We start from the raw sequence: 23,520 nt of genomic DNA, 5'->3' as shown, positions 1-23,520 counted from the left end.
CCGAAAATCCATTGCTGTATAAGATTTGTTATTTTTGAAACTATGATGAGTTTGATTCAGTAATGCGCGCTACCGAACTGTCTGAACTCGCGGCCTTTGCCGCCGTCGCGCGGCATAAGAGCTTTCGCAAGGCGGGCGAGGAGCGAGGTGTCACCGCCTCTGCGGTGAGCCATGCCGTGCTCAATCTCGAAGACCGGATCGGCATCCGCCTGCTTAACCGCACGACGCGCAGCGTCTCGCTGACGGAGGCCGGCGAACTGCTGATCTCGCATCTCGACCCGGCCTTCGGCGAGATGGCGGCAGCACTCGATGCGCTGAACCGCTATCGCGACACGCCGTTCGGCAAGGTGAGGATCAACGTGCCGAATTCGATCGGCCCCTTCGTCATCGGTCGCATCATCGGTCCGTTGCTGAAAAAGAACCCCAACTTGCAGCTGGAGATCAACGCGACCGACAGGCTGGTCGATATCGTCGAGGAGGGTTTCGATGCCGGCATCCGCTTCGGCGAGCGCGTCACCGAGGGCATGATCGCGCTGCGCATCAAGCCGCGCATTCGCCTGGTCGTCGTCGGTTCGCCTGCCTATTTCGAGACCCGGCCGAAGCCGGCGACACCGCACGAGCTCAAGCGCCATCTCTGCATTCAGAACATGTTTCCGTCAGGCGCGCGTTATGCCTGGGAGTTCGAGAAGGACGGCCAGGCGGTGAGCTTTCAGCCGACCGGACCGCTGTCGCTCGACGATCACGAGCTGATGATGCAGGCAGCGCTCGGCGGCGTCGGCCTTGCCTATATCTGGGAGCCCCGCGTGGAAAAGGCGGTCGCCTGCGGCGAGCTGATCCAGGTGCTGGACGACTGGTGCCAGCCGGAGGAACCGCTCTATCTCTACTATCCGAGCCGCCGCCATATGTCGGCGGGCTTCAGGGCGGTCATCGACGCGATGAAGGCGGAGTAAAAGAGGCCAGGATGCCTGCCCGCCGCCGGCGGTCACCCAGCACAGCTGGGATCAGCCGGTGGCGGACCAAGCTCCGATATCAGCGAGAAAAGCGCCGACGGGTAAGAAATTGGCGTCGCTGGCGCGATCCATGTCAAGTCGGCGGCCATCAAGCCCGCGTGCCGGCAATCGTCTGAAGCGCCGCAAAATAAACCGCTAGGTCGCGGGCAGGGTCCGCCGGGAGCGCCGCCGCACGGAACACCTTGCCTCCCGTCGCCTCGATCCCTCCGTCGATCATCAGGTTGTCGGCCATGCCGTGATTTTCGATCGCGATGCCATCCGGTCCGCGGGGGCGCCCGCTCGTCTCATCGATCTCGAGCCCCGCATACCAGATCGAGCGAACGCGCAGGCCATAGTCGTCGGGGTGATTGGTATAGGCGAAGACCGCTTTTCCGAGCGCAATCATGAAGCCGATCTCGTAGACCGTACCCGGATCGGCGCTGACGCCTCGAAAGGGAGTGATGTTGGCAAGGCAGATTTCGGCTCGACGCATGGCGTCGTCGTTGCGTGCATAGATCTCTGCGGCGGTCCGCTTCACCGGCGTCTGGTTTTCGTCGCTGCCGGGACCGGTCGGCTCGAAGCCGAACTGGCGCGCCAATCGGCGTTTTTCGGCCATGATGGGCATGGCATCCGGAAGAAAGACTTCCGGGCCGGCAAGGTAAATGGTGGTCATCGGTATCCTTCACTCACACGCAAGACGAGGCGCCGGGGTGGGACAGCCAGGCACGCCGTCTTTTTCCGACGGAAGCGCGGCAAATGGCAAGCCGTACCGGCAGGCATTGTCCAATTTTTTTACTAGCAGCCTGATGCGGCGGCAGTGGACGGGCAACGGTCGACTTCATTCCCGACACAGCGGAGGGACGTCCGGAGGAGCTGCGCTATCTCCATCATCGAGTCGCCGCCTGAGATCGGCGGGTTTCAGGCGGCGAGGCGATGCAGGCGGAATAAAAAGCTTGAGGTTCGCGCCTGTCACCCTTTTGACTCCGGTGGACGAACCGGCCAAAGATGCCGCCTTGGCCAACATCGTCGGGAGAGGTTGATGAACGGTCGGATTTTGCCAACTGGTATTCGAAGAGCCCCAAAGCGGCTCAAATGTCTGTTCCCCGCTTTGGCTGCGCTGATGCTGCTCGCCTCGGCGGCGGTCGGGCGGGACATTGGACCGCAAAGCCCGGCCTCGCGCGAACAGGTCGAAAAACTCATCGGCCTCTGGAAGGATCACTTTGCCGGCGCCGATAGCCTGCAGCAGCGGCGAACGGCCTTCAGGACGTTGATGGAGACGATGCCGGGGCCGACGCGCATCCAAGTGCGGCAGGTCGATGCCGACGGCGTCGACGCCGAGCTGATGTGGCCTGCCCGTCTTCATCACCCGATCGGCCAAAGGGTGATCCTCTATATCCATGGCGGTGGCTTTTCCAGCGGCTCCATTCGCACACATAGCCTGCTTGCCGGCTCGCTCGCCAAGGCGGCATCCAGCGACATTCTTCTCATTGATTATCGGCTGATGCCCGAATATGGCTATCCCGCGCAGATCAACGACGCGCTGACCGCCTATCGCTGGCTTCTCGACAACGGCTATCGGAGCGAGAATGTGATCGTGGCCGGAGACGGCGCCGGCGGCAATATCGCGATCGAGACGGTGCTGAGGCAGATGCAGGCGGCAAAGCCGTTGCCGGCGGCTGTGATTGCGCTCAGCCCCATCACCGATCTTGCCGCGACAGGCGGATCTATGACATCAAACGCCGGAAGCGATCCGCTGGTCGGCAAGGACTGGATCGAGACCTTGCGCAAGACCTATCTCCGCAGCCGGTCTCCGACCGATCCCCAGGCATCGCCGCTTTATGCTGACATGACCGGCTTTCCGCCGCTGTTGCTGCAGGTCGGCTCCGGCGAAGTCCTGCTGGACGATACGCTGCGGCTCGCCGACGAGGCGCGCGTGGCGGGAGTGGACGTCACTACCGAGGTCTGGCCGGGCATGCCGCATCAGTGGCAGCTGTTTCCCTCTCTGCTCGACGATGCCGATCGGTCGAGCCAGAATATCGCTGAGTTTGCGATTCGGCATTTTGCGGACAAACCGCAAGAGTAGGGGTCGCAAGAGCAGATGCCGGACGCCCTCCGTCATTGCATCATTGCGATGTGCCGCGGGACGGTGAGGGCGCCAGAGGCCGCTCGACCTCTCGGCCGACGCTGAGCGTCTTTCGCACATTCGGCTCCAGCCGCTCGATATAGGCGTGGTCGGGTGCAGCGCCCAGCGCATCCAGCATTTTCGAGAAGAAACACCGGGCCGCTGCCGCAGCCGTGACGTCGAAGACATCGGCGTCGCTCAGCCCGTGTTTCTTCAGTCCGTCGATATCCTGCTGCGTCACCGACGTCGCATCGCGCGCCACCTTGGCGGCAAAAGCCATGATCGCGCGTTCGCCGGCATCGATCGGCGCCTTCTCCGTCTCGTTGACAACAGCCGTCAGCCCGTCGCTGGTGAAACCCTCGCGCAGCAGCACCGAGCCGTGCGCCAGCATGCAATAGGAGGATTTGAGCTCCTTGGCCGCCGCCAGCGTCACCAGTTCGTAGCGCCGCAAGCTCATATGGCCGCGAATGCTCGAAAGCAGCGCCGCCCAGCTCTCCATCACCTCCGGCCGATGGCCGAAGGCCCGATACATGTTCGGCAGATAACCATAATTCGCCTCGGCCGACGCATACATCGACGTCGTCTTCTCGCTGGCGGATGCGTTGGGGGTGTGAATGAAAGCCATGGCATGATCCTCCTCTATTGGGAGAAGGATAGGGTAGATAAGCAGGACAGCAATCCTGAAACGTCAGGCAGCATCACTGCTCGCAGAAGCGTTACCACTTCTCTTGATTGGAAGCGTTACGGTGAATGTCGATCCGCACCCTCTTGCACTTCGAACCTCTATCGAGCCGTCGTGCAGTTCGATGATCTGCTTCACCAGATTGAGGCCGATACCCGTTCCGGCAATCCCGGTCGACGTCCGGGCCCGAAAATAGCGCTGGAACAGCCGGGGCACGTCTTCGGCATCGATCCCCACGCCATCATCGCTGATCGAAACTTTGACGTTTCCCGTCTCCGCCCATGCGGTGACGCGAATTTCTGAGGTTCCGGGCGCGTACTTGACGGCATTGGAAAGCAGGTTGGTAAAGACCTGTGCCAAAGTGCGGGGATCGGCATCGATGAACTCCGGCAGCCCATCGATATCCAACACGAAGCTGTGCGATTTTGAGATCGTCGACTGCCGCTCGCAACAGGTTTTTATCAATGATCTCAATGCGCAGGCGTCGTAGTTGATATCGATCTTGCCGGTGTCGAGGCGTCCGGCTGACAGGATGCTCTCCATGAGATCGACAATCCGGGTCACCGATGCGCGGATTTGATCGACCTTGTCGCTGAGAAATTCGGGCTCGACCGCCCCCTTTTTTCGCAGCAGCCGCTGGGCAGCAGCGTCGATGATTGCCAGCGGGGTCCTGAATTCATGGGATGCCATCGCCACGAATTGCCGTTGCAATTCGTTGATGTTCCTCTCCTGCGCCAGCATTCGCTCGAGTTCCCGCGCCTGCCGCTCGACTTCTGCCGTGCGGCTCTTAACCGTCGCTTCGAGCTGATCGTGATGCCGGCGCAGCTCTTCCGCCAGCCGGACGGTCTTGGTGACATCCTCATGGGTGGCCACGTATCCACCGTTTTGCATCGGATTGTGGGTGATCTTGATAACGCGCCCATCGGCCAGGACGATGTTTTGGCTGGCCGGCGCACCGCGGGTTGTTGCTTCGAAGACCACATCAAAATAGGTCGTGGTATCGGCCGGGCCATTTCCCTCCCGGCTGCGATAGGCCAGGATATCCACAAGTGGTGTCCCCGGTTGCGTTAGCAGGTCCGGCAGATTGTACATCCGCGCGTAGGAGGCGTTGCACAATATCAGGTTCTTTGTCGAATCGAACATGCACAGCCCATGCGGCATGTTGCTGAGCGCTGCGTCGAACCGGCGATGTTGTTCGGTCAGGCTGTCTTCGACGCGAATGAGAGTCGAGATGTCTTCGTAACTGAGGATCCAGCCTCCATCCCGTGATGGGGCGCAGGTCAATGAGACCATCCCTCCGTCTGAAAGGGCAAACTGAGACGTGGGCGCTCCACCGGCCGTCGACCGCCGGGATGCCACTGCACGGCAGTTTGCGGTGCCCGGCAATCCGTCGATATTCATGCCTTTGCGGATGGCGCCTTGCGGAAGGCCGAGAATATCAAGCGTGCGTGAATTGAAAGCCGTCACCGTACCGGCAGGATCGAGCAGAACAATGCCCTGAGGCAGGCTCTCCAAGATAGATTCAAACGAGTGTGGCATCATCCGGCCCTGCTTCAGATCTGGCGCGTTGCACGTATCCGTAGCATTCGTCACAAACGATAAAGTTTCGCTAATGCCTCTGGGCGGGCGTTCCTTGAGAGCAATTCCAGCAAAACTGCGCCGCGATTCTGCGTCACTTAGCCGAGTTGGGCCAGTTGCTCGTCCAGAAAATCAAGGATGTCCTCGCCCACCTCGTTGACGTCACCCGGCATGGGTTCGCTGGTCTCCTGATAAACAAGCCAAGCAACGTACATGAGTGCCGTCGTGAGCGCATTCCAGGCGCCTTCGCTGGACTTCCCGGCCGCCTCGGAGAGTCGGCGAAGCGTCCCCGCTCCTCGTCGCTATAGACGAGATCGGAGACGTATCGGCCGGTCAGTCCTGCAGTCCTGCGCCATCACCCCAGGTGCGGATTGCCGCCAAGGCGGCCTCGGCCTCCGGCGCGTGGGGTTCGGTACGCTTGATTTGGAGGACCAGAGAAGCGGCGACGGCTGCCAAGCGCCGTGCTTGCTGGCGTGGCGGCAGAGCAATCAGTTCAGCGCGCAGTTTCATCTGTTCATGTTCTTTATCGGGCTGGTCGCAAAATTTTCTGCCTCTCGAGGTTATTGGATCCACGACATCTGCCGCGATCCATTCTGGGAATTGAAAAGCACTATGGCTGCCTTCGCATATATGTTGCCATCTGGGATAAATCCCATGTCGAAGCGGCTATCCAGGCTGTTGTCACGATTGTCGCCCAGCACGAAGTAATGCCCGTTGGGGACAACGAATTCTCTGGTATTGTCGCCACGGGCGTTGTCCACTTGCTCAACGATCGTATAGCTGCGGCCGGATGGCAGCGTCTCCTTAAACGCCTGCACTGTTACTGATTGATAGGTCAATTCACCCGCCGGTTCGCGCTCAACGGCGGTACCATTCAGGTAAAGAATACCGGATTTCATCTGAATGCGGTCACCCGGCAGGCCGACGACGCGTTTCACGTAATCGACCCTCGGGTCCATTGGCGTCCGGAACATGACGACGTCTCCTCGCTCCGGTCCATGTCCAAATATACGACGCTCCGGTCCAAGCCCGTACGGGAGCGAATAGCGGCTGTACCCGTAGGCGTATTTTTGCGCGAACATGTAGTCGCCGTTCTGCAAATTGGGCAGCATCGAGCTCGACGGTATCGTGAATGGTTGAAAGGCGAAACTTCGAACCAGCATCGCCAAGGCGAACGGTGCAATCAAAAAGATCAGGGCAAGACTATACCACCGCGAGTACCACGGAAACACGGTGTCTGCTGGCACCTTCTTTGCTGCACGATAGCCATGCAATAGGCCGATCAGACGCCAGGCCAAGATCAGGAAATATCCAAAAACAGCGGCTGAAGGAACGCCAAACAACCAGAGTTGCGCGATCGAGATGACGATGCCACCCGTAAAGTAAGCAGTCGCTTTCCAGCCGCGCCCGAGATAGGCCATTACGACATCTGGACCGAATAGAAATCCCAGCGTGGCTGCACAAATGGGGCGGCGAGCGCGAAAAGCTTTAAAAATTTGCATAAAAAATCTCAGTAGGTTTGACGAATATACTCAGGTCACAATCGCTCTTTGGCAGCGCCTCATTTCGACTTGTAGTCGAAGTCTTGAAAAATGCCACCCCCCGATTGGCCGCGTGCTATCGCAGAAAAACGTAGCTTTCTCGTGCCCGAGAATATTGGCGGACGTTTTCCTGCTTGCGGCCCAAATTTAGAACGTTCCAATTTTCCGAGTGCTGACCGCCCCTTTGAGGCGCCAGGAATTTGCGTAAAACGTCAGCGTGAACTGAATCGGCGCGAATTTTCACTTGACAGAATTGGAACGTTCCAAATATCTATCGATCAGTCGACGTTGGCGTCGGGGAGGGGAAATGACAAAGGCGCGGGTAACCGTCATTGACATTGCGAAGGCCGCAGGCGTCTCGAAATCGACGGTTTCGCTGGTGCTTCAGGGCTCCTCCCTGGTCAATGAGGGGACGCGTTCCAAGGTCAATGCGGTGATGCGCGAGCTGGGCTACGTCTACAATCGCGGCGCAGCCAATCTTCGGCAGGCCAGTGCCAAATCGAGGATCATCGGCGTCGTCGTGAACGACCTGACGAACAGCTTCTTCGCGGAACTGGCGGTCGGTGTCGATATGGTCGTTCAGTCGGCCGGATTCGTGCAGTTCCTGTCGAACACCAGCGAGAGCATCGACAGGCAGCGCGAGGTTGTCGCATCGATGCGGGAACATGGCATTTCGGGGCTCATAGTGTCGCCGGCGCGCGCCACCGATGCCGCAGACTTCAAGCCACTCGTCGCCGCAGGGATTCCGGTGGTGGTCGTCGTCAGAAACCTGCCTGGCGCCAAAGTCTCGTCCGTCGTCTCCGACAACCAGGCTGGCATGATGTCTGCGGTCAAGCACCTGGCGGAGCTTGGTCACAAGCGCATCGCTTTTCTCGGCGGCTTTCCCGACACCGCTGTCTTCGACGACCGCCTTACCGGTTACCGAAGCGGCATAGAGGCAGCCGGGCTCGACTATCACCAAGAACTTGTCATCTCGTCGGCGCCTTCGCGAGCCGGCGGGGTAGAGGCGATCGGAAAAGCAATCGCTCTTGCCGACAAACCCTCAGCAGCCGTCTGCTTCAACGATGCCGTCGCCTTCGGTGTTTGCGACGGATTGCGTGCGCGCCGTCTGGAGCCCGGCTCCGACTTCGCGGTCGTGGGTTTCGACGACGTCATCGAGGCTCAGGCGGCGGTTCCCGCGCTCACGACGGTCTCGGTCGATCCGCAGGGCATTGGCCGCCGCGGCGCCCAGCTGCTTCTGAAGCAGATCAATGCGGGCAAGGCCGAGGCGGAGACGGTGACAACAGCGGTTCGGCTGGTCGTTCGCGAGAGCTGCGGAGCCCGCAAGAGCGTAAAAATCGAAACAGGACTCTGAGTAAGGCCCATGAAGAAGCATCTCACCCCGGCCGAAGCGGCCGCGCTGATCCCGGATGGCGCTGTTGTAACGGTGTCTTCCTCGAGCGGTCTCGGTTGCCCGGACCTCATGCTGAAGGCGATTGGCGAGCGTTTCGATGCGACCGGCCATCCTCGTGATATCACGACCCTTCATCCCATCGCAGCCGGCGACATGAGCGGTATCAAGGGTGTCGACCATATCGCCAAGAAGGGGCTGCTCAAGCGCATCATCGGTGGTTCCTATCCGTCCGGCCCGTCATCGTCAGAGCCGCCGCTGATCTGGCAAATGATCACCAACAACGAAATCCCGGCTTACAACATTCCGTCCGGCATCCTGTTCGACATTCATCGAGAAGCCGCCGCGAAGCGGCCGGGCGTTCTGACCAAGATCGGTATCGACACATTCGTCGATCCAGAGCGGCAGGGTTGCGCGATGAACGGCCTGGCTTCGGAGCATCCGGTGGTCAAGCGCGTGCGCTTCGAGGGCGATGTCTGGCTGTTCTTTCCCTCGATCGTCCCTGAGGTCGCCATCATCCGCGCCACCACCGCCGATGAGCGCGGCAACCTGACATACGAGCATGAAGGCGCCTATCTCGGCGGCCTCGATCAGGCGCTGGCCGCACGCAACAACGGCGGCATCGTCATCGCCCAGGTCAAGCGGATCACCAAGGAAGGCTCGCTGAAGCCCCACGACGTCCGGGTGCCCGGAATGCTGGTCGATTATGTGATCGTCGATCCGGAACAGAAGCAGACGACGCAGACGCAATACGATCCGGCAATCTCCGGGGAGATCTTCCGTCCGCTCGATAGCTTCAGCGTTCCGGAATTCAATGTTCAGAAAGTCATTGCGCGTCGTGTCGCGCAGGAACTGCAAGCGGGAAGCTGCGTCAATCTCGGCTTCGGCATCTCGGCCAACGTGCCGCGAATTCTGCTGGAGGAGGGGCTCCACGGCGCAGTCACCTGGGTCATTGAGCAAGGTGCTGTCGGCGGCGTGCCGCTGCTCGACTTCGCCTTTGGCTGCGCGTCGAACGCCGACGCCTACATGCCGTCTCCCTATCAGTTCACCTATTTCCAGGGTGCAGGCTTCGATGCCTCGCTGCTGTCCTTCCTCGAGATCGGCAAAGACGGTTCGGTCAACGTCTCCAAGCTCTCCTTCCGGCCGCATGTGACGGCGGGCGCCGGAGGCTTCGTCGACATCACGGCCCGGGCTAAGAAGATCGTATTCTCAGGCATGTTCAACGCCGGAGCGAAGCTTTCGATCGCCGATGGAGCTCTTTTCATCGAGAAGGAAGGCAAGCTGAAGAAGCTCGTGAACGAGGTCGAACATGTCACCTTCAGCGGCAGGCGCGCGATCGAGCAGGGCCAGGACATCACCTATGTCACTGAGCGGTGCGTGATGAAGCTGACGCCCGACGGCGTCGTCCTCACCGAGATTGCCCCAGGCGTCGATCTCCAGTCCCACATCCTCGATCAGTCGGAGTTTCCGCTGATCGTGGCGCCGGACCTGAAGGTCATGGACGCCGCGCTCTTCGGGGAGGCAAACATCGGCCTGTCGCTTTCGGAAAAAACGGCACGGACACTGGAGGGCAGCTTCCATGGCTAGCGGAACAGTCAGAATTGACGTCGATGGACATGTTGCGACGCTGACGATTTCTCGTCCGGAGAAGCTGAACGCACTCGACCTGGATATGCTCAAGGCGTTGGCGGACGCAGCCGACGAGGTGGAGGCGAACGCCAATGTGCGCGCTGCCATTCTCACGGGTGAAGGAAAGGGCTTTTCCGCTGGAGGCGATATCAAGGCCTGGGGCGGAATGTTACCTCAGGAGTTCGGTCATCTCTGGGTTCGGCATGGCCACCGTATCTTCGAAAGACTGGCGACGCTCAGGGTGCCGCTGATCGCGGCTCTGAATGGCCATGCCCTCGGGGGAGGGCTTGAACTTGCAGGGGTTGCGGACATTCGCTTCGCAGAGGAGCAGATCAAGATCGGCCTGCCCGAGACCGGCCTTGGAATGGTGCCGGGCTGGTCTGGGACCCAGCGTCTTGTGCGCCGGTTCGGGGCGCAAGCCGTCCGGCGCATGGCCTTGGGCGGCGAGATATTCACCGCCGAGGAGGCACGCCTGCTCGGGATCGTAGACGCGGTCGTTCCCACAGGAAACGCGCTCGTCGCCGCCAGGGAATATGCTGGGCGGATTGCCGCAAGGGCGCCGGCTGCGACCGAGATCGCGAAGTTGATGATCGCATCGGCAAACGGCGAAGACAACGGAACCGCGGTTGAAGCCCTGGGCTCGATCCTCGCTGCGAAGACCGGCGATCTGAAGGAGGGCGTCGCATCATTCAGCGAGAAGCGCCCGGCAACGTTCAAGGGAGAATGGTAATGACGGTTCTCGTCAACCCCACCGCGCTCAGAGACCACAAAGCGCGTGATTTCAAGATGCTCATCGATGGCAAATGGGAGGCAGGCAGCTCCGATCCGATCGAGCGTGTCGCTCCAAGCCATGGTGTCGTGGTCAGCCGGTTTCCGACCGGCAGCAAGAGGGACGCCGAGCATGCTATCGCTTCGGCACGCAAGGCGTTCGACCTCGGGCCGTGGCCCCGAATGACCGCTTCCGAACGTTCCGCCATCCTGCTCAAGGCTGCTGATTTGATCGCGGCGCGTGCAGAGGAGCTAGCATTTCTCGATGCGATCGAGGCGGGAAAACCGATCACCCAGGTGCGGGGAGAAATTGCCGGCTCCGTTGACATATGGCGCTATGCGGCAGCTCTTGCCCGCGACCTCCACGGAGAGAGCTATAACACGCTCGGCGATGGCACGCTCGGCGTCGTCTTGCGCGAAGCGATCGGCGTGGTGTCGATCATCACGCCTTGGAACTTTCCGTTCCTGATCGTTGGCCAGAAGCTGCCATTCGCCTTGGCCGCTGGCTGCACCACCGTCGTCAAGCCCTCGGAACTGACCTCAGGATCGACGCTGGTGCTGGGAGAGATCCTGCAGGAAGCAGGCGTGCCGGATGGCGTCGTCAACATTGTCACCGGTACGGGACCAGAGGTCGGTGCGGTCATGACGTCGCATCCCGACGTCGACATGGTGTCCTTCACCGGCTCGACCGGTGTCGGAAAGCTGACCATGTCGAAAGCCGCACAGACGCTGAAGAAGGTCTCGCTGGAACTGGGCGGGAAGAACCCGCAGATCGTGTTCCCGGATGCCGATCTCGATGCCTTTATCGATGCCGCGGTCTTCGGCGCATACTTCAATGCCGGCGAGTGCTGCAATGCCGGCTCGCGGCTGATCCTTCACAAATCAATCGCTTCCGATGTCGTCAAGCGGATTGCTGAGCTGTCGAAGGCGGTGAAGGTCGGCGACCCGCTCGATCCTTCGACGCAGGTCGGCGCCATCATCACGCCGCAACACCTGGAGAAGATATCAGGATACGTCGCCGCCGCGAGGAGCAGCGGTGCCCGGGTCGCGCATGGCGGCGAGACGCTCGACCTCGGCATGGGGCAGTTCATGTCGCCGACGATCCTCGAAGAGGTCACCCCCGATATGGCCGTGGCGCGCGAGGAAGTCTTTGGTCCGGTGCTTTCGGTCCTGACATTCGAGACATCGGCCGAAGCCATCAGGATTGCGAATTCCATCGACTATGGCCTGTCGGCCGGTGTCTGGAGCCGCGATTTCGACACGTGCCTGACGATCGGCCGGTCGGTGCGGGCGGGGACGGTCTGGATGAACACCTTCATGGACGGCGCCTCGGAACTTCCCTTCGGCGGTTACAAGCAAAGCGGCCTTGGTCGCGAACTCGGTCGCCATGCGGTCGAAGATTACACCGAGACCAAGACGCTGAACATGCATATCGGCAAGCGCACCAGCTGGTGGATGCCGCAGACGGAAAAGCCGGCCTAGCCGGCGGCCGAACTACGCTCGAGGAGGGCGGGTGATTGGTGCGGGAATGGGTCCCGCATCTTCCAAACTGGAACTGGGAGGTTCTTCGATGAACAAGTTTTTGACCACGACCGCAATGGTCGCATTGGCTCTGGCCGGCGCTCATGTGTCCGCCCACGCCGCTGACGTCAAGGAAGTGCAGATGCTGCACTGGTGGACGTCAGGTGGCGAGGCAGCGGCGCTGAACGTCTTGAAGCAGGATCTTTCGAAGGAAGGTTTTGCCTGGAAGGACGTGCCGGTGGCCGGCGGTGGCGGCGATGCGGCGATGACGGCGCTGAAGGCGATGGTTGCGGCCGGCACCTATCCGACAGCCTCGCAGATGCTGGGCTATACCGTGCTCGATTATGCCCAGGCCGGCGTCATGGGCGATCTGACCGAGACGGCGAAGAAGGAAGGCTGGGACAAGTCGGTTCCGGCAGCCCTGCAGAAGTTCTCCGTCTATGACGGCAAGTGGGTTGCTGCTCCCGTCAACGTCCACTCGGTCAACTGGCTGTGGATCAACAAGGCTGTGATGGACAAGATCGGCGGCACCCAGCCGAAGACCTTCGACGAGCTGATCGCCCTGCTCGACAAGGCCAAGGCAGCCGGCGTGATCCCGCTCGCCCTTGGCGGCCAGAACTGGCAGGAAGCGACGATGTTCGATTCCATCGTGCTGTCGACCGGCGGTCCGGAGTTCTACAAGAAGGCCTTCAACGACCTCGACGATGAATCGCTGAAGTCCGACACGATGAAGAAGTCCTTCGACAATCTGGCGACAATCATCAAATATGTCGACCCGAACTTCTCGGGCCGTGACTGGAACCTGGCAACGGCCATGGTCATCAAGGGTGACGCGCTGGTGCAGGTGATGGGCGACTGGGCCAAGGGCGAATTCGTCGCCGCCAAGAAGACGCCGGACACCGACTTCCTCTGCTACCGCTTCCCCGGCACCGACGGCAGCGTGGTCTACAACTCCGACATGTTCGGCATGTTCAACGTTCCTGATGACCGCAAGGCCGCCCAGGTGGCGCTGGCAACCGCGACGCTGTCGAAGAGCTTCCAGTCGGCCTTCAACGTCGTCAAGGGTTCGGTGCCGGCTCGTACCGACGTTCCCGACACCGACTTCGACGCTTGCGGCAAGAAGGGCATCGCCGACCTGAAGGCAGCCAACGAAGGCGGCACGCTGTTCGGTTCGCTGGCGCAAGGCTATGGCGCACCGCCGGCCATCGCCAATGCCTACAAGGATGTCGTCTCGAAGTTCGTCCACGGCCAGATCAAGACCTCTGACGAAGCCGTCAAGCAGCTCGTCCAGGCGATCGACGACGCCCGCTGAGATCACGTGTGATGACAATGCTTCCCCGCGTGCTCCGCGGGGAAGCTTCAGGCTCCGCGCCGATCATGCGCGGACAATCATGCCCGGACGATCATGCAGGGCCGATTGTGGGGAGGAGATGACATTCCATGAGCACCGTTGCGACAACAGAACCCGCGATCACAACGCGCGGGACAAGAGCATCCATTCGTGGCCGGCTGCAGGATGCGCTGCCGAAGATCGTCTTGGCGCCGAGCTTCGTCATCACCATCATCTTCGTCTACGGCTTCATCGTCTGGACGGCCTATCTGTCGTTCACCAATTCCAAGACCTTTCCCTCCTATGCGCTGACCGGAGCACGCGCCTATCAGCGGCTGTGGCGCTGGACCTTCGAGAGCGATCCGCCGTCCTCCTGGTACACCTCGATCACCAACATGGCGATCTTCGGCTTCCTCTATATCGGTATCTGCCTGGTGCTCGGTCTCTTCCTCGCCATCCTGCTCGACCAGAAGATCCGCGGCGAGAGCGTGTTGCGGCCGATCTTCCTCTATCCGATGGCGCTCTCCTTCATCGTGACAGGCGTTGCCTGGAAATGGTTCCTCGATCCCGGCCTCGGGCTAGAACAGACGCTGCACCATTTTGGCTGGACGAGCTTCCACTTCGACTGGATCAAGAACAAGGACTTCGTCATCTACACCGTCGTCATCGCCGGCGTCTGGCAGGCGTCCGGCTTCGTCATGGCGATGTTCCTGGCGGGTCTGCGCGGCATCGACGGCGAGATCATGAAGGCCGCCCAGATCGACGGCGCTTCGCCATTCCAGCTCTATCGGCGCATCGTCATTCCGCTGCTGCGGCCGATCTTTCTGTCGGCCTTCATCGTGCTCGCCCATATGGCGATCAAGTCCTACGACCTCGTGGTGGCGCTGACCTCGGGCGGCCCCGGCGGCTCGGCCTGGCTGCCGTCGAACTTCATGTATGAATACACTTTCAAGCGCAACGAGATGGCCGTCGGCTCGGCCAGCGCCATCATCATGCTGATGACGATCTCGGCGATCATCGTTCCCTATCTCTATTCCGAACTGAAGGAGAAGGCGCGATGAGCAGCGTGACCTCTCCGATAGCAACCTCGGCAACGCTGCCGCAGACCAGCGACAGCAGAAACGACAACAAGAACAGCAACACCCGCTGGATCGGCCGCACCGTCATCTACGGCCTGCTGCTGGTCTTCGCCGTCCTCTATCTGATGCCGCTCTTCGTCATGCTCACCACCTCGTTCAAGACCATGGACGAGATCCAGAACGGCAACATGCTGGCGCTGCCGCAATCGCCGACCTTCGATCCCTGGATCAAGGCCTGGGGCGAGACCTGCGTCGGGCTCACCTGCGCCGGCATCAAGGGTTACTTCTGGAACTCGATCAAGATGGTCGTGCCGGCTGTCGCGATCTCCACCATCATGGGGGCGCTGAACGGTTATGTGCTGACCAAATGGCGCTTCCCCGGCCACACGCTGGTGTTCGGGCTGATGCTGTTTGCCTGCTTCATCCCGTTCCAGTCAGTGCTGTTGCCGATGGCAACGATCCTGGGCTCCCTCGGCCGCTTCGGCATGACGCTGCAGAATACCACGGGCTTCAACTTCGGCTTCGGCAATCCGACGGTCAATCTGGTCTTCGTGCATGTCGTCTATGGCTTGGGCTTCACGACGCTGTTCTTCCGCAATTTCTACGAGGCCTTTCCGACCGAGCTGGTCAGGGCCGCCCAGGTCGATGGCGCCAGCTTCTTCCAGATCTTCCGCCGCATCATGCTGCCGAACTCGCTGCCGATCATCGTCGTCACGGTGATCTACCAGTTCACCAATATCTGGAACGACTTCCTGTTTGCCTCGGCTTACGCCGGCACCGGTGACACCATGCCGATGACGGTGGCGCTGAACAATGTCGTCAACACCTCGACCGGGGTGGTCGAATACAATGTCAACATGGCGGCGGCGATGATCGCCGCCGTGCCGACGCTCATCGTCTATATCCTCGCCGGCCGCTACTTCGTGCGCGGTCTGATGGCGGGCGCTGTCAAAGGGTAATCCATGGCCTTCCTCGAAATCTCCGGTCTCAAAAAGCGCTTCGGCGCCGTCGACATTCTCAAGGGGATCGACCTCGAACTCGAAAAGGGCGGCTTTCTCGTGCTGGTCGGCCCGTCCGGCTGCGGCAAGTCCACGCTGCTCAACACCATTGCCGGGCTGGAGACGATCACCTCAGGCGATATCAAGATCGACGGGCGCGACATCAGCGGGCTGCATCCCTCCAAGCGCGACATCGCCATGGTGTTCCAGTCCTATGCGCTCTATCCGAACATGACGGTGGCGGGCAACATCGCCTTCGGCATGGAGATCCGCGGCGTGCCCAAGGAGGAGCGTGCCAGGGCGATCGCCCAAGTCTCCGACATGCTGCAGATCGGCCACCTGCTCGACCGCAAGCCGAGCCAGCTGTCGGGCGGCCAGCGCCAGCGTGTCGCCATGGGAAGGGCGCTGGTGCGCAATCCGCAGGTCTTCCTGTTCGACGAGCCGCTCTCCAATCTCGACGCCAAGCTGCGGGTCGACATGCGCACCGAGATCAAGCGGCTGCATCAGCGCATGGGCACCACCTTCGTCTATGTCACCCACGACCAGATCGAGGCGATGACGCTGGCGACCAAGATCGCCGTGCTGAAGGACGGCGTGCTGCAGCAGTTCGGCACACCGGCCGAGATCTATAACAGCCCCTCCAATATCTTCGTCGCCGACTTCATGGGATCGCCGGCGATGAACCTGCTCAACGCCACCGTCGAAAACGGCGCCGGCGGGCTCGAAGTCTCGCTGGAGCGGCCGAATGCCGCCCCGCTGAGGCTCCCCGTCATGGCAGGCAATGACGGCCTGACTGCCTATACCGGCAGACAGGTGATCTTCGGCATTCGGCCCGAAGCGCTGACCGACCCCGATGGCGCCGACCGCAAGGCGCGCTCGCTGACCGAGGGCGATTGCCTGATCGAGGTGGTCGAACCGGCCGGCTCCGATACCTTCGCCGTCACCAAGCTCGGCGGCAAATCCGTCGTCGCCCGCCTGCGCGCCGATACCGGCATCGCACCAGGACAAAATACCCGCCTCGCCTTCAATCTCGACAAGGCCGTGTTCTTCGATCCGGAAACACAGGCGCGGATTGCGTGATGGCCAGGTGCTAACATGAGCAGTTCACCTGACATCGTCATCATCGGTTCAGGCGTCGGCGGCGCCACGGTCGCGGCCGGCCTGGCCATGACCGGCGCGCAGATATTGATCCTCGAAGCCGGCGACCATATCGCCGACCTTCCGGTCAACCGCGACCAACGCGCGATCTTCCAGCGGGGACATTTTCGACCGAAGGAAACCTGGTACGAGGCGAACGGCAAGGGGTTCAATCCCGGCAATTACTACAATGTCGGCGGGAATTCGAAATTCTATGGCGCCGTGTTGTCGCGTTATCGCAAAGAGGATTTCGCAGTCATCGAACACCGCGAGGGTGTGTCGCCGGCCTGGCCGTTTCCGTACGAGGTCCTGGAGCCGTGGTACTGCCAAGCGGAACGCATGTACCAGGTCCGCGGCAGTCTGGGCGAAGATCCGACGGAGCCGCACCACTCGGCGGCCTACGAGTATCCGCCCGTCCCGGACGAGGCGCCGATTGCCGATATCAGGGCGCGCCTCAAGCAGAAGGGCCTGCATCCGTTTTCCCTGCCGCTCGGCCTGGATCTTGACGCCTGGCTCTCCAAAGCACCCACGCCCTGGGATGCGCATCCAAACGCACGCGACGGCAAGATGGATGCCGAGACCGCAGCACTCTCAGTAGCACTGAGACACGAGAACGTCCGGCTCGAAACCAATGCGCGTGTGACGAGGCTCGACACGGGAGCGCGGAGCCGGATCGACCGGGTGGCCTACATCAAGAACGGGCAGACGGTGACTGTTTCGCCTGAGATCGTGATCCTCTCCGCCGGGGCGGTCCAATCATCAGTGCTTTTGCTGCGTTCGAAAAACGACCGCTTCCCAAAGGGTCTGGCGAACTCTTCCGACCAGGTGGGCCGCAACTTCATGAATCACAATGCGTCCGCCGTCATCGGGGTCTCGCCGCGGTTCAAGAACACCTCCATCTACCAGAAGACGTTTGCCTTCAACGACTTTTATCTCTCCGACGGGGAGGGCGGACCGCCCCTCGGCAACGTGCAGCTCCTCGGCCGCATCTCCGAAAAGGTTCTCAAGGGTTCTCTGCCGCAGGCTCCGGAATGGCTTCTGCGCTTCATCACCGGCCATGCCATCGACTTCTATGCGATGAGCGAGGACGTTCCCAATCCCGAAAGCCGCGTCATGGTGGATGGAGATCGGATTATTCTCCAATGGCAGCGAACCAACTGGGACGCCCATCTCGCACTTGTCGCCAAGCTGAAGGTCATCCTGAAATCGATCGGATTTCCGATCGTGCTGTCGAGACCCTTCGACAAGCGCACGCCTTCCCATCAGTGCGGAACGATCCGCATCGGAAACGATCCCGCGACTGCGCCGCTCGACGCGTATTGCCGGGCTTATGATCACGAAAATCTCTTCGTCGTCGACGCCAGTTTCCTCCCCACCTCGGCCGCGGTGAACCCTGCGCTCACCGTCGCCGCCCAAGCGCTGAGAGTGGCAGATCACATTGCGTCGCAGGACTTGCAGGCATGACACAGGCACTGGCGGTCGCCAGGCCGAATGCAACAGGACAGTAAAATGGGATTCGATTACATCATCACTGGCGCCGGTCCAGCAGGATGCGTGCTGGCAAATCGGCTGAGCGAAGATCCTGATGTCAGCGTCCTCCTGCTAGAAGCGGGCGGAGGCGACTGGAATCCGCTCTTTCACATGCCAGCGGGCTTCGCCAAGATGACCAAAGGTGTCGCCAGTTGGGGATGGGAAACCGTTCCCCAAAAGCACATGAAAGGCCGCGTGCTTCGTTATACGCAGGCGAAAGTCATCGGTGGCGGCTCGTCGATCAACGCCCAGCTCTACACGCGCGGAAACGCTGTGGATTATGACCTCTGGGCCCGTGAAGACGGCTGCGAAGGCTGGGACTATCGTTCGATCCTTCCCTATTTCAAACGCGCGGAAGACAATCAGCGCTTCGCCGACGACTATCACTCCTATGGCGGTCCGCTCGGCGTCTCGATGCCTGCTGCGCCGCTGCCGATCTGCGACGCCTATATCCGTGCAGGGCAGGAGCTCGGCATTCCCTATAATCACGACTTCAATGGACGCCAGCAGGCGGGAGTGGGATTTTATCAACTCACGCAGCGCAACCGCCGCCGGTCGTCGGCTTCGCTCGCCTATCTCTCGCCGATCAAGGACCGGAAGAACCTGACGGTCAGGACGGGCACGCGCGTCGCGCGTATTATTGTGGAGGGAGCCCGTGCGACAGGCGTCGAGATCGTGACCTCGCACGGCTCGGAGATCGTGCGTGCCGACCGCGAAGTATTGGTTTCCTCCGGCGCGATCGGATCGCCGAAGCTGCTTTTGCAGTCCGGCATAGGACCGGCCGACCATCTGCGGTCGGTGGGCGTCAAGGTGCTTCACGATCTACCGGGTGTCGGCGGCAACCTCCAGGATCACCTGGATCTTTTCGTCATTGCCGAATGCACCGGCGATCACACCTATGATGGCGTCGCAAAACTCCACCGGACCGTTTGGGCCGGGATACAATATGTACTGTTCCGCACCGGACCGGTCGCCTCGTCGCTCTTCGAGACCGGCGGCTTCTGGTATGCCGATCCGCAGGCCCGTTCTCCTGATATCCAGTTCCACCTCGGCCTGGGTTCGGGCATCGAAGCGGGTGTCGAACGGCTCAAGAATGCCGGCGTGACCCTTAACTCCGCCTATCTGCATCCGCGCTCGCGCGGGACGGTGCGTCTGTCATCCTCAGACCCGGCTGCCGCTCCATTGATCGACCCCAACTACTGGTCCGATCCTCACGACAGGACGATGTCCCTGGAAGGGCTGAAGCTCGCACGCGAGATCATGCAGCAGGCGGCGCTGAAGCCCTATGTCATGGCCGAAAGGCTTCCTGGACCGAAGGTCACGACCGACGAGCAGCTTTTCGATTACGGCTGCGCCAACGCAAAGACCGACCATCATCCGGTCGGCACCTGCAAGATGGGGAGAGGGCCTGACGCGGTTGTCGGGCTTGATCTCAAGGTGCACGGCTTGGAAGGCCTCAGGGTCTGCGATTCATCCGTTATGCCGCGCGTGCCGTCATGCAATACCAACGCGCCGACGATCATGGTCGGCGAAAAGGGATCGGACCTCATCCGGGGCTTGCCGGCACTTGCCCCCACCATCTTCGCCTACGAACGCAACGATGCGAGGCCGAGGGCCCGCGCCGAAATCCGGTAAGCCATGTCGAGAGGAGAGACGACAATGTCTGAAGTCAGAGTTGCAGTGCTTGGCGCCTCGGGCTGGATGGGAAAGGTCCACACGATGGCCTATCAGACCTTTCCGCATTTCTTCGGAGTGTCGGACGGAACGGCACGGATCGTCGCTCTCGTCGAAGGTCCCTCGAAAGCAGCCGGGAATATTTCCCACAGGGCGCCGGGTGCAAGAATTCTTCAGGATTGGAATCTGGCGGTCGCTGATCCTGATGTCGATCTGATCGATATCTGCCTGCCTGACCATCTTCATTATGAGGTGGCCAAGGCGGCCCTGCTGGCCGGCAAACATGTCTATTGCGAGAAGCCGTTGGCAAACACCGCCGCCGAAGCGCGGGAATTGGCCGACATCGCCCGGGCGAAGGGTGTCATTACCCGCGTTGGACACGCCTTTCCTCGCAATCCCGTCCATGATCTGGCGAAAGATATCATTCAATCCGGCGAAATCGGCGAGATCAAGCTGTTCCGCGGCTGCCAGCACGTCGACATGTATGGCGATCCCTACGCGCCCTTCATGTGGCGCGCCGATGGAAAGCTCGCGCCGACCGGGATCGTCGGTGATACCGGTTCGCATATCTTCAGCTTCATGGATTTCCTGGTTGGCCGCGTCAGCTCCCTGATCGCCGACAATCTTATCGCAACGCCGCGCCGGCCTGTCGTCGAAGGCCTTGCCTATGGCGAAGAGGTGAAACTGACAGGCAATGAGACCTGGGCTGATATCACCAATCCCGATGCGACGAACCTGCTGTGCCGGTTCGAGAACGGCGCCGGCGGGATCGTCGATTTCAGCCGTGTCGCGACCGGCCGCAAGTTCATGCAGACCTACGAAATCTACGGAACGAAAGGCAGCATCGCCTACACCTATGACGAAATAAACCGGCTGCGCTTCTACTCCAACGACGATCGGACGGGTCGGCGCGGCTTCCGCGAGATCGACGTGGGGCCTGAGAACCCAACCTTCCGGGCTTTCCTCCCTCTGCCGAATTTCGGCTTGGGCTACAATGAAAGCAAGATTATCGAGGTGGCCGAAGTGATCCGCTCGATCGTTGCCAACAGACCGATGTGGCCGACATTCGAGACCGGCCACCACATCTGCCAGATCGTCGACGCATGCATGGAGTCCTCCCGGCAGAGGCGTTGGGTCGACATCCCGCTGGCTGAACGCCAATGACCATAGACGTTCCGCAGGAAATTCTTGACGCACTGACCGATGTGGAGATGCCGCGGCTGCCGTCCGAGGCCGCCCCTTCGGAAACGGTCCGGCTCGCCGGCATCGAGGTGCCGGTCTACCGGGCTGGTTGCGTCGTCGTCGGATCGGGTGCTGCAGGTCTGCGGGCGGCGGTGGAATTGAATCGGCGCGGCGATGACGTCGTCATCGTCAGCCAAAGCGCGTGGGGCGGAACCTCGGCCTGTTCGGGATCCGACAAGCAGACCCTGCACACTGCAAACACCGCGGATCAGGGCGACAATTACAAGGCGATGGCCCGCGCCATCCGCAGCGGCGGCGCGATGGACGAGGATACGGCCTACGTCGAGGCCGTGGGCTCGTCCCGGATGATGGCATCGCTCCAGTTTTTAGGCCTGCCGCTGCCTCAGGATCCGCTCGGTGGAACGCTGAGATATCAGACCGACCATGACGAGGTCGGCCGCGCTACCAGCTGCGGCCCGCGCACCTCGCGCCTGATGGTCAAGGTGTTGGCCGAGGAGGCGATCCGGCTTGGAGTGCCGTTCTATAACCAGACCACGGCGGTAAAGATCCTTACCGAGGGCGGTGGCGCTGACCGTCATGTCGTTGGCATGCTCGTCATGCGCGCCAGCGACCGCACGGAGGAGAACCCGCTGGGCATCGCGCTGTTCGTCAGTGGCGTGATCGCGCTCGCCGCCGGCGGGCCGGGCGAACTCTATCGCGACAGCGTTTATCCCAACGGCTGCTTCGGTTCTCTCGGACTGGCGCTCGAGGCAGGCGTCGAACTCGTCAATCTGACCGAAAGCCAGTTTGGGATCGGCACACGCAGGGAAGGGTTCCCGTGGAATCTGTCGGGCACCTACGTCCAGGCCATCCCGCATATCTACTCGCTCGATACCGAAGGTGCCGAGCACCACTTCCTGGCAGAATACTACCGCAGCACGCAGGAGCTGGCGTCGAACGTCTTCCGCAAGGGCTATCAATGGCCATTTCACGCGACGCGCATGCTCGATTTCGGCTCGAGCCTGGTCGACCTTGCCATCTCCCGGGAAACCGCCGCAGGGCGGCGTGTCTTTATGGACTTCAATCGCAATCCCCTATCCGTGCCGGGCGACCTGCCGTTCAGCCTGGAAAGACTGGACGAAGACGTCCGCGAATATCTCGGCAAGGCAGGTGCCGACCAGGACATGCCGATCGATCGTTTGAAGCATATGAACCCGCTCGCGATCGAGCTCTACCGCCGCTACAAGATCGATATTGCCGAAGAGCCGCTGGAATTTGCGGTCAACAACCAGCACATGAACGGCGGCATCATGGTCGACACCTGGGGCCGCAGCAGTCTCGGCGGCTGTTACGCGGTTGGAGAAGCGGCGGGCACACACGGCGTGACGAGGCCGGGTGGAGCGGCGCTCAATGCCGGGCAAGTCTTCGGTACGCGCGCGGCAGAGCACATCAGCGCGAGCGGCAGGGCGAAGCGGTCGGCAGCAGAGGACATAGCCGATATCGCAGAGGCGGGCATCGTCGGCCTAGTTGCCGGACTTCGGACCGAGAGCCCGCTCACCGTCAAATCGATCCGTTCGCAAGTACAGGCGCGAATGAGCGAAAAGGCTGGCATCATCTGTGATCAAGAAAGCGTTGGCCGAGCCTTGATCGAAGCTCGCAAACTGAATGCTGACATTGGTACTAGCGGCGTCTCCTACGGTCGCGCAGCGGAGGCGGTTCGCGGCGTGCAATGGCGGCATATGGCGCTCGCCTCGGAAGCCGTGCTCAGCGCGCTTGATTTCTTCATTCGCAATGGAGGGGGCAGCCGTGGCGCGCGCGCAATATGCGATGCGGAGGGCGAATCCCTTCCGCTGGCGCGCTCAGGGCCTTTGCAGGATTATCGTTTCTGGAAGGAACGGGAAGCGCACCGCAAGGAGCAGATCGTCGTTCGGCTTGATGGCGATGAGATCAGGCTTTCAACCCGTCCAAACCGCACGCTGGATGAAAGCGCCAGGTCCTTCTTCGAGCGAGACTGGCCAGCGTGGCTGACGGGCGGAATCTACGATCTGGACGCGGACAAATGAGGTGATGCCAGGGACCTGAATCATTTAGAGACGGGTCCATAGGGTGATCAATCGGGATTCGCAACGGGGGGCGGGACCCGGACGCGCTCGGTATCGTCAGAGCCTTCGGCGATGGCTTCCTCGCTTCTGCGCACTCGCCTTGGCGGATCCTTTCCTTCGATCGGCTTCGGCGACAACTGATCGTCGGCCTGGATCTCGTCGGTGTTCAGGTAGTTTTTGCTTTCGTCCATAGCGGTCACTCAAATTGGAGCATTGCGAGGCAGGAATGCGATCTCGACATTGATGCTCTATAACCTAACTCCCGGCG

21 protein-coding genes are annotated in these 23,520 nt (G+C 61.0%); 14 read left to right on the top strand and 7 right to left on the bottom strand.

The window, feature by feature from the left end:
- The first annotated feature begins 62 nt into the window (after positions 1–62).
- On the top strand, positions 63–950 hold the full coding sequence (locus FFM53_RS03700) for a LysR family transcriptional regulator (RefSeq protein ID WP_138391172.1): 888 nt from the start codon (positions 63–65) through the stop codon (positions 948–950).
- A 148-nt stretch (positions 951–1,098) separates the two neighbouring features.
- Here FFM53_RS03700 and FFM53_RS03695 read toward each other — a convergent pair whose 3' ends face one another.
- Positions 1,099–1,662 (bottom strand): nucleoside 2-deoxyribosyltransferase, encoded by a 564-nt coding sequence (locus FFM53_RS03695; protein ID WP_138391171.1) that lies wholly within the window; start codon positions 1,660–1,662, stop codon positions 1,099–1,101.
- Positions 1,663–2,097: 435 nt separating this feature from the next.
- Between FFM53_RS03695 and FFM53_RS03690 the strand changes: the two genes are divergently transcribed.
- On the top strand, positions 2,098–3,072 hold the full coding sequence (locus tag FFM53_RS03690; RefSeq protein ID WP_173883640.1) for an alpha/beta hydrolase: 975 nt from the start codon (positions 2,098–2,100) through the stop codon (positions 3,070–3,072).
- Between the two features lie 40 nt (positions 3,073–3,112).
- On the opposite strand, the gene FFM53_RS03685 is transcribed toward FFM53_RS03690, so the two are convergent.
- The 5 genes from FFM53_RS03685 to lepB all read right to left on the bottom strand — a co-directional run bounded on the left by FFM53_RS03685 (position 3,113) and on the right by lepB (position 6,873).
- Positions 3,113–3,736: a carboxymuconolactone decarboxylase family protein gene (locus FFM53_RS03685; protein WP_018241667.1), complete on the bottom strand. Its 624-nt coding sequence runs from the start codon at positions 3,734–3,736 to the stop codon at positions 3,113–3,115.
- A 63-nt stretch (positions 3,737–3,799) separates the two neighbouring features.
- Positions 3,800–5,335 (bottom strand): sensor histidine kinase, encoded by a 1,536-nt coding sequence (locus FFM53_RS03680; protein ID WP_138391169.1) that lies wholly within the window; start codon positions 5,333–5,335, stop codon positions 3,800–3,802.
- A gap of 134 nt (positions 5,336–5,469) precedes the next feature.
- Positions 5,470–5,586: a hypothetical protein gene (locus FFM53_RS37000; protein ID WP_425504947.1), complete on the bottom strand. Its 117-nt coding sequence runs from the start codon at positions 5,584–5,586 to the stop codon at positions 5,470–5,472.
- Positions 5,587–5,704: 118 nt separating this feature from the next.
- The gene (locus tag FFM53_RS36215; RefSeq protein ID WP_246413080.1) at positions 5,705–5,881 is read right to left on the bottom strand and encodes a hypothetical protein; all 177 of its coding nucleotides are present in this window, start codon (positions 5,879–5,881) and stop codon (positions 5,705–5,707) included.
- A gap of 50 nt (positions 5,882–5,931) precedes the next feature.
- Complete coding sequence (lepB, locus tag FFM53_RS03670) at positions 5,932–6,873, bottom strand: signal peptidase I (RefSeq protein ID WP_246413078.1); 942 nt, start codon at positions 6,871–6,873, stop codon at positions 5,932–5,934.
- A gap of 346 nt (positions 6,874–7,219) precedes the next feature.
- Here lepB and FFM53_RS03665 point away from each other — a divergent pair, with 346 nt between their 5' ends.
- From FFM53_RS03665 to FFM53_RS03610, 12 genes are all read left to right on the top strand, one after another.
- Entirely contained in the window at positions 7,220–8,266 is a 1,047-nt protein-coding gene (locus FFM53_RS03665; protein WP_138391168.1) for a LacI family DNA-binding transcriptional regulator, read from the top strand.
- Positions 8,267–8,275: 9 nt separating this feature from the next.
- Positions 8,276–9,889 (top strand): acyl CoA:acetate/3-ketoacid CoA transferase, encoded by a 1,614-nt coding sequence (locus FFM53_RS03660; protein WP_138391167.1) that lies wholly within the window; start codon positions 8,276–8,278, stop codon positions 9,887–9,889.
- Entirely contained in the window at positions 9,882–10,661 is a 780-nt protein-coding gene (locus FFM53_RS03655; RefSeq protein WP_138328173.1) for an enoyl-CoA hydratase/isomerase family protein, read from the top strand. The genes FFM53_RS03660 and FFM53_RS03655 overlap by 8 nt, the downstream gene beginning before the upstream one ends.
- Positions 10,661–12,181: an aldehyde dehydrogenase family protein gene (locus FFM53_RS03650; protein ID WP_138328172.1), complete on the top strand. Its 1,521-nt coding sequence runs from the start codon at positions 10,661–10,663 to the stop codon at positions 12,179–12,181. The genes FFM53_RS03655 and FFM53_RS03650 overlap by 1 nt, the downstream gene beginning before the upstream one ends.
- 88 nt (positions 12,182–12,269) lie before the next feature.
- The gene (locus FFM53_RS03645; protein WP_173862925.1) at positions 12,270–13,532 is read left to right on the top strand and encodes an ABC transporter substrate-binding protein; all 1,263 of its coding nucleotides are present in this window, start codon (positions 12,270–12,272) and stop codon (positions 13,530–13,532) included.
- A 128-nt stretch (positions 13,533–13,660) separates the two neighbouring features.
- Positions 13,661–14,611 carry a carbohydrate ABC transporter permease gene (locus FFM53_RS03640; RefSeq protein ID WP_138391246.1) on the top strand — a complete coding sequence of 317 codons (951 nt, stop codon included), beginning with the start codon at positions 13,661–13,663 and terminating at the stop codon, positions 14,609–14,611.
- Positions 14,608–15,588 (top strand): carbohydrate ABC transporter permease, encoded by a 981-nt coding sequence (locus tag FFM53_RS03635; protein WP_138391247.1) that lies wholly within the window; start codon positions 14,608–14,610, stop codon positions 15,586–15,588. The genes FFM53_RS03640 and FFM53_RS03635 overlap by 4 nt, the downstream gene beginning before the upstream one ends.
- A gap of 3 nt (positions 15,589–15,591) precedes the next feature.
- Positions 15,592–16,707 carry an ABC transporter ATP-binding protein gene (locus FFM53_RS03630; RefSeq protein ID WP_173883536.1) on the top strand — a complete coding sequence of 372 codons (1,116 nt, stop codon included), beginning with the start codon at positions 15,592–15,594 and terminating at the stop codon, positions 16,705–16,707.
- Positions 16,708–16,722: 15 nt separating this feature from the next.
- A complete protein-coding gene (locus FFM53_RS03625; RefSeq protein WP_138390881.1) occupies positions 16,723–18,228 on the top strand; it encodes a GMC oxidoreductase in 1,506 nt (501 codons plus the stop codon).
- Positions 18,229–18,273: 45 nt separating this feature from the next.
- Positions 18,274–19,929, top strand: a complete 1,656-nt coding sequence (locus FFM53_RS03620; protein WP_138329999.1) for a GMC family oxidoreductase — start codon at positions 18,274–18,276, stop codon at positions 19,927–19,929.
- Between the two features lie 24 nt (positions 19,930–19,953).
- The gene (locus FFM53_RS03615; RefSeq protein ID WP_138329997.1) at positions 19,954–21,132 is read left to right on the top strand and encodes a Gfo/Idh/MocA family protein; all 1,179 of its coding nucleotides are present in this window, start codon (positions 19,954–19,956) and stop codon (positions 21,130–21,132) included.
- A complete protein-coding gene (locus FFM53_RS03610; RefSeq protein ID WP_138390880.1) occupies positions 21,129–23,213 on the top strand; it encodes an FAD-dependent oxidoreductase in 2,085 nt (694 codons plus the stop codon). Before FFM53_RS03615 ends, FFM53_RS03610 begins: the two co-directional genes overlap by 4 nt.
- Before the next feature lie 47 nt (positions 23,214–23,260).
- Here the strand turns inward: FFM53_RS03610 and FFM53_RS03605 are convergent, their stop codons facing one another.
- Positions 23,261–23,443, bottom strand: a complete 183-nt coding sequence (locus tag FFM53_RS03605; protein WP_138329994.1) for a hypothetical protein — start codon at positions 23,441–23,443, stop codon at positions 23,261–23,263.
- Between the last annotated feature and the right edge of the window lie 77 nt (positions 23,444–23,520).

Origin of the sequence: Rhizobium indicum (assembly GCF_005862305.2) — a bacterium.
Taxonomy (GTDB): domain Bacteria; phylum Pseudomonadota; class Alphaproteobacteria; order Rhizobiales; family Rhizobiaceae; genus Rhizobium; species Rhizobium indicum.
Note: the sequence above shows the minus strand (reverse complement) of the source record. Positions and strands in the feature narration are given on the sequence as shown.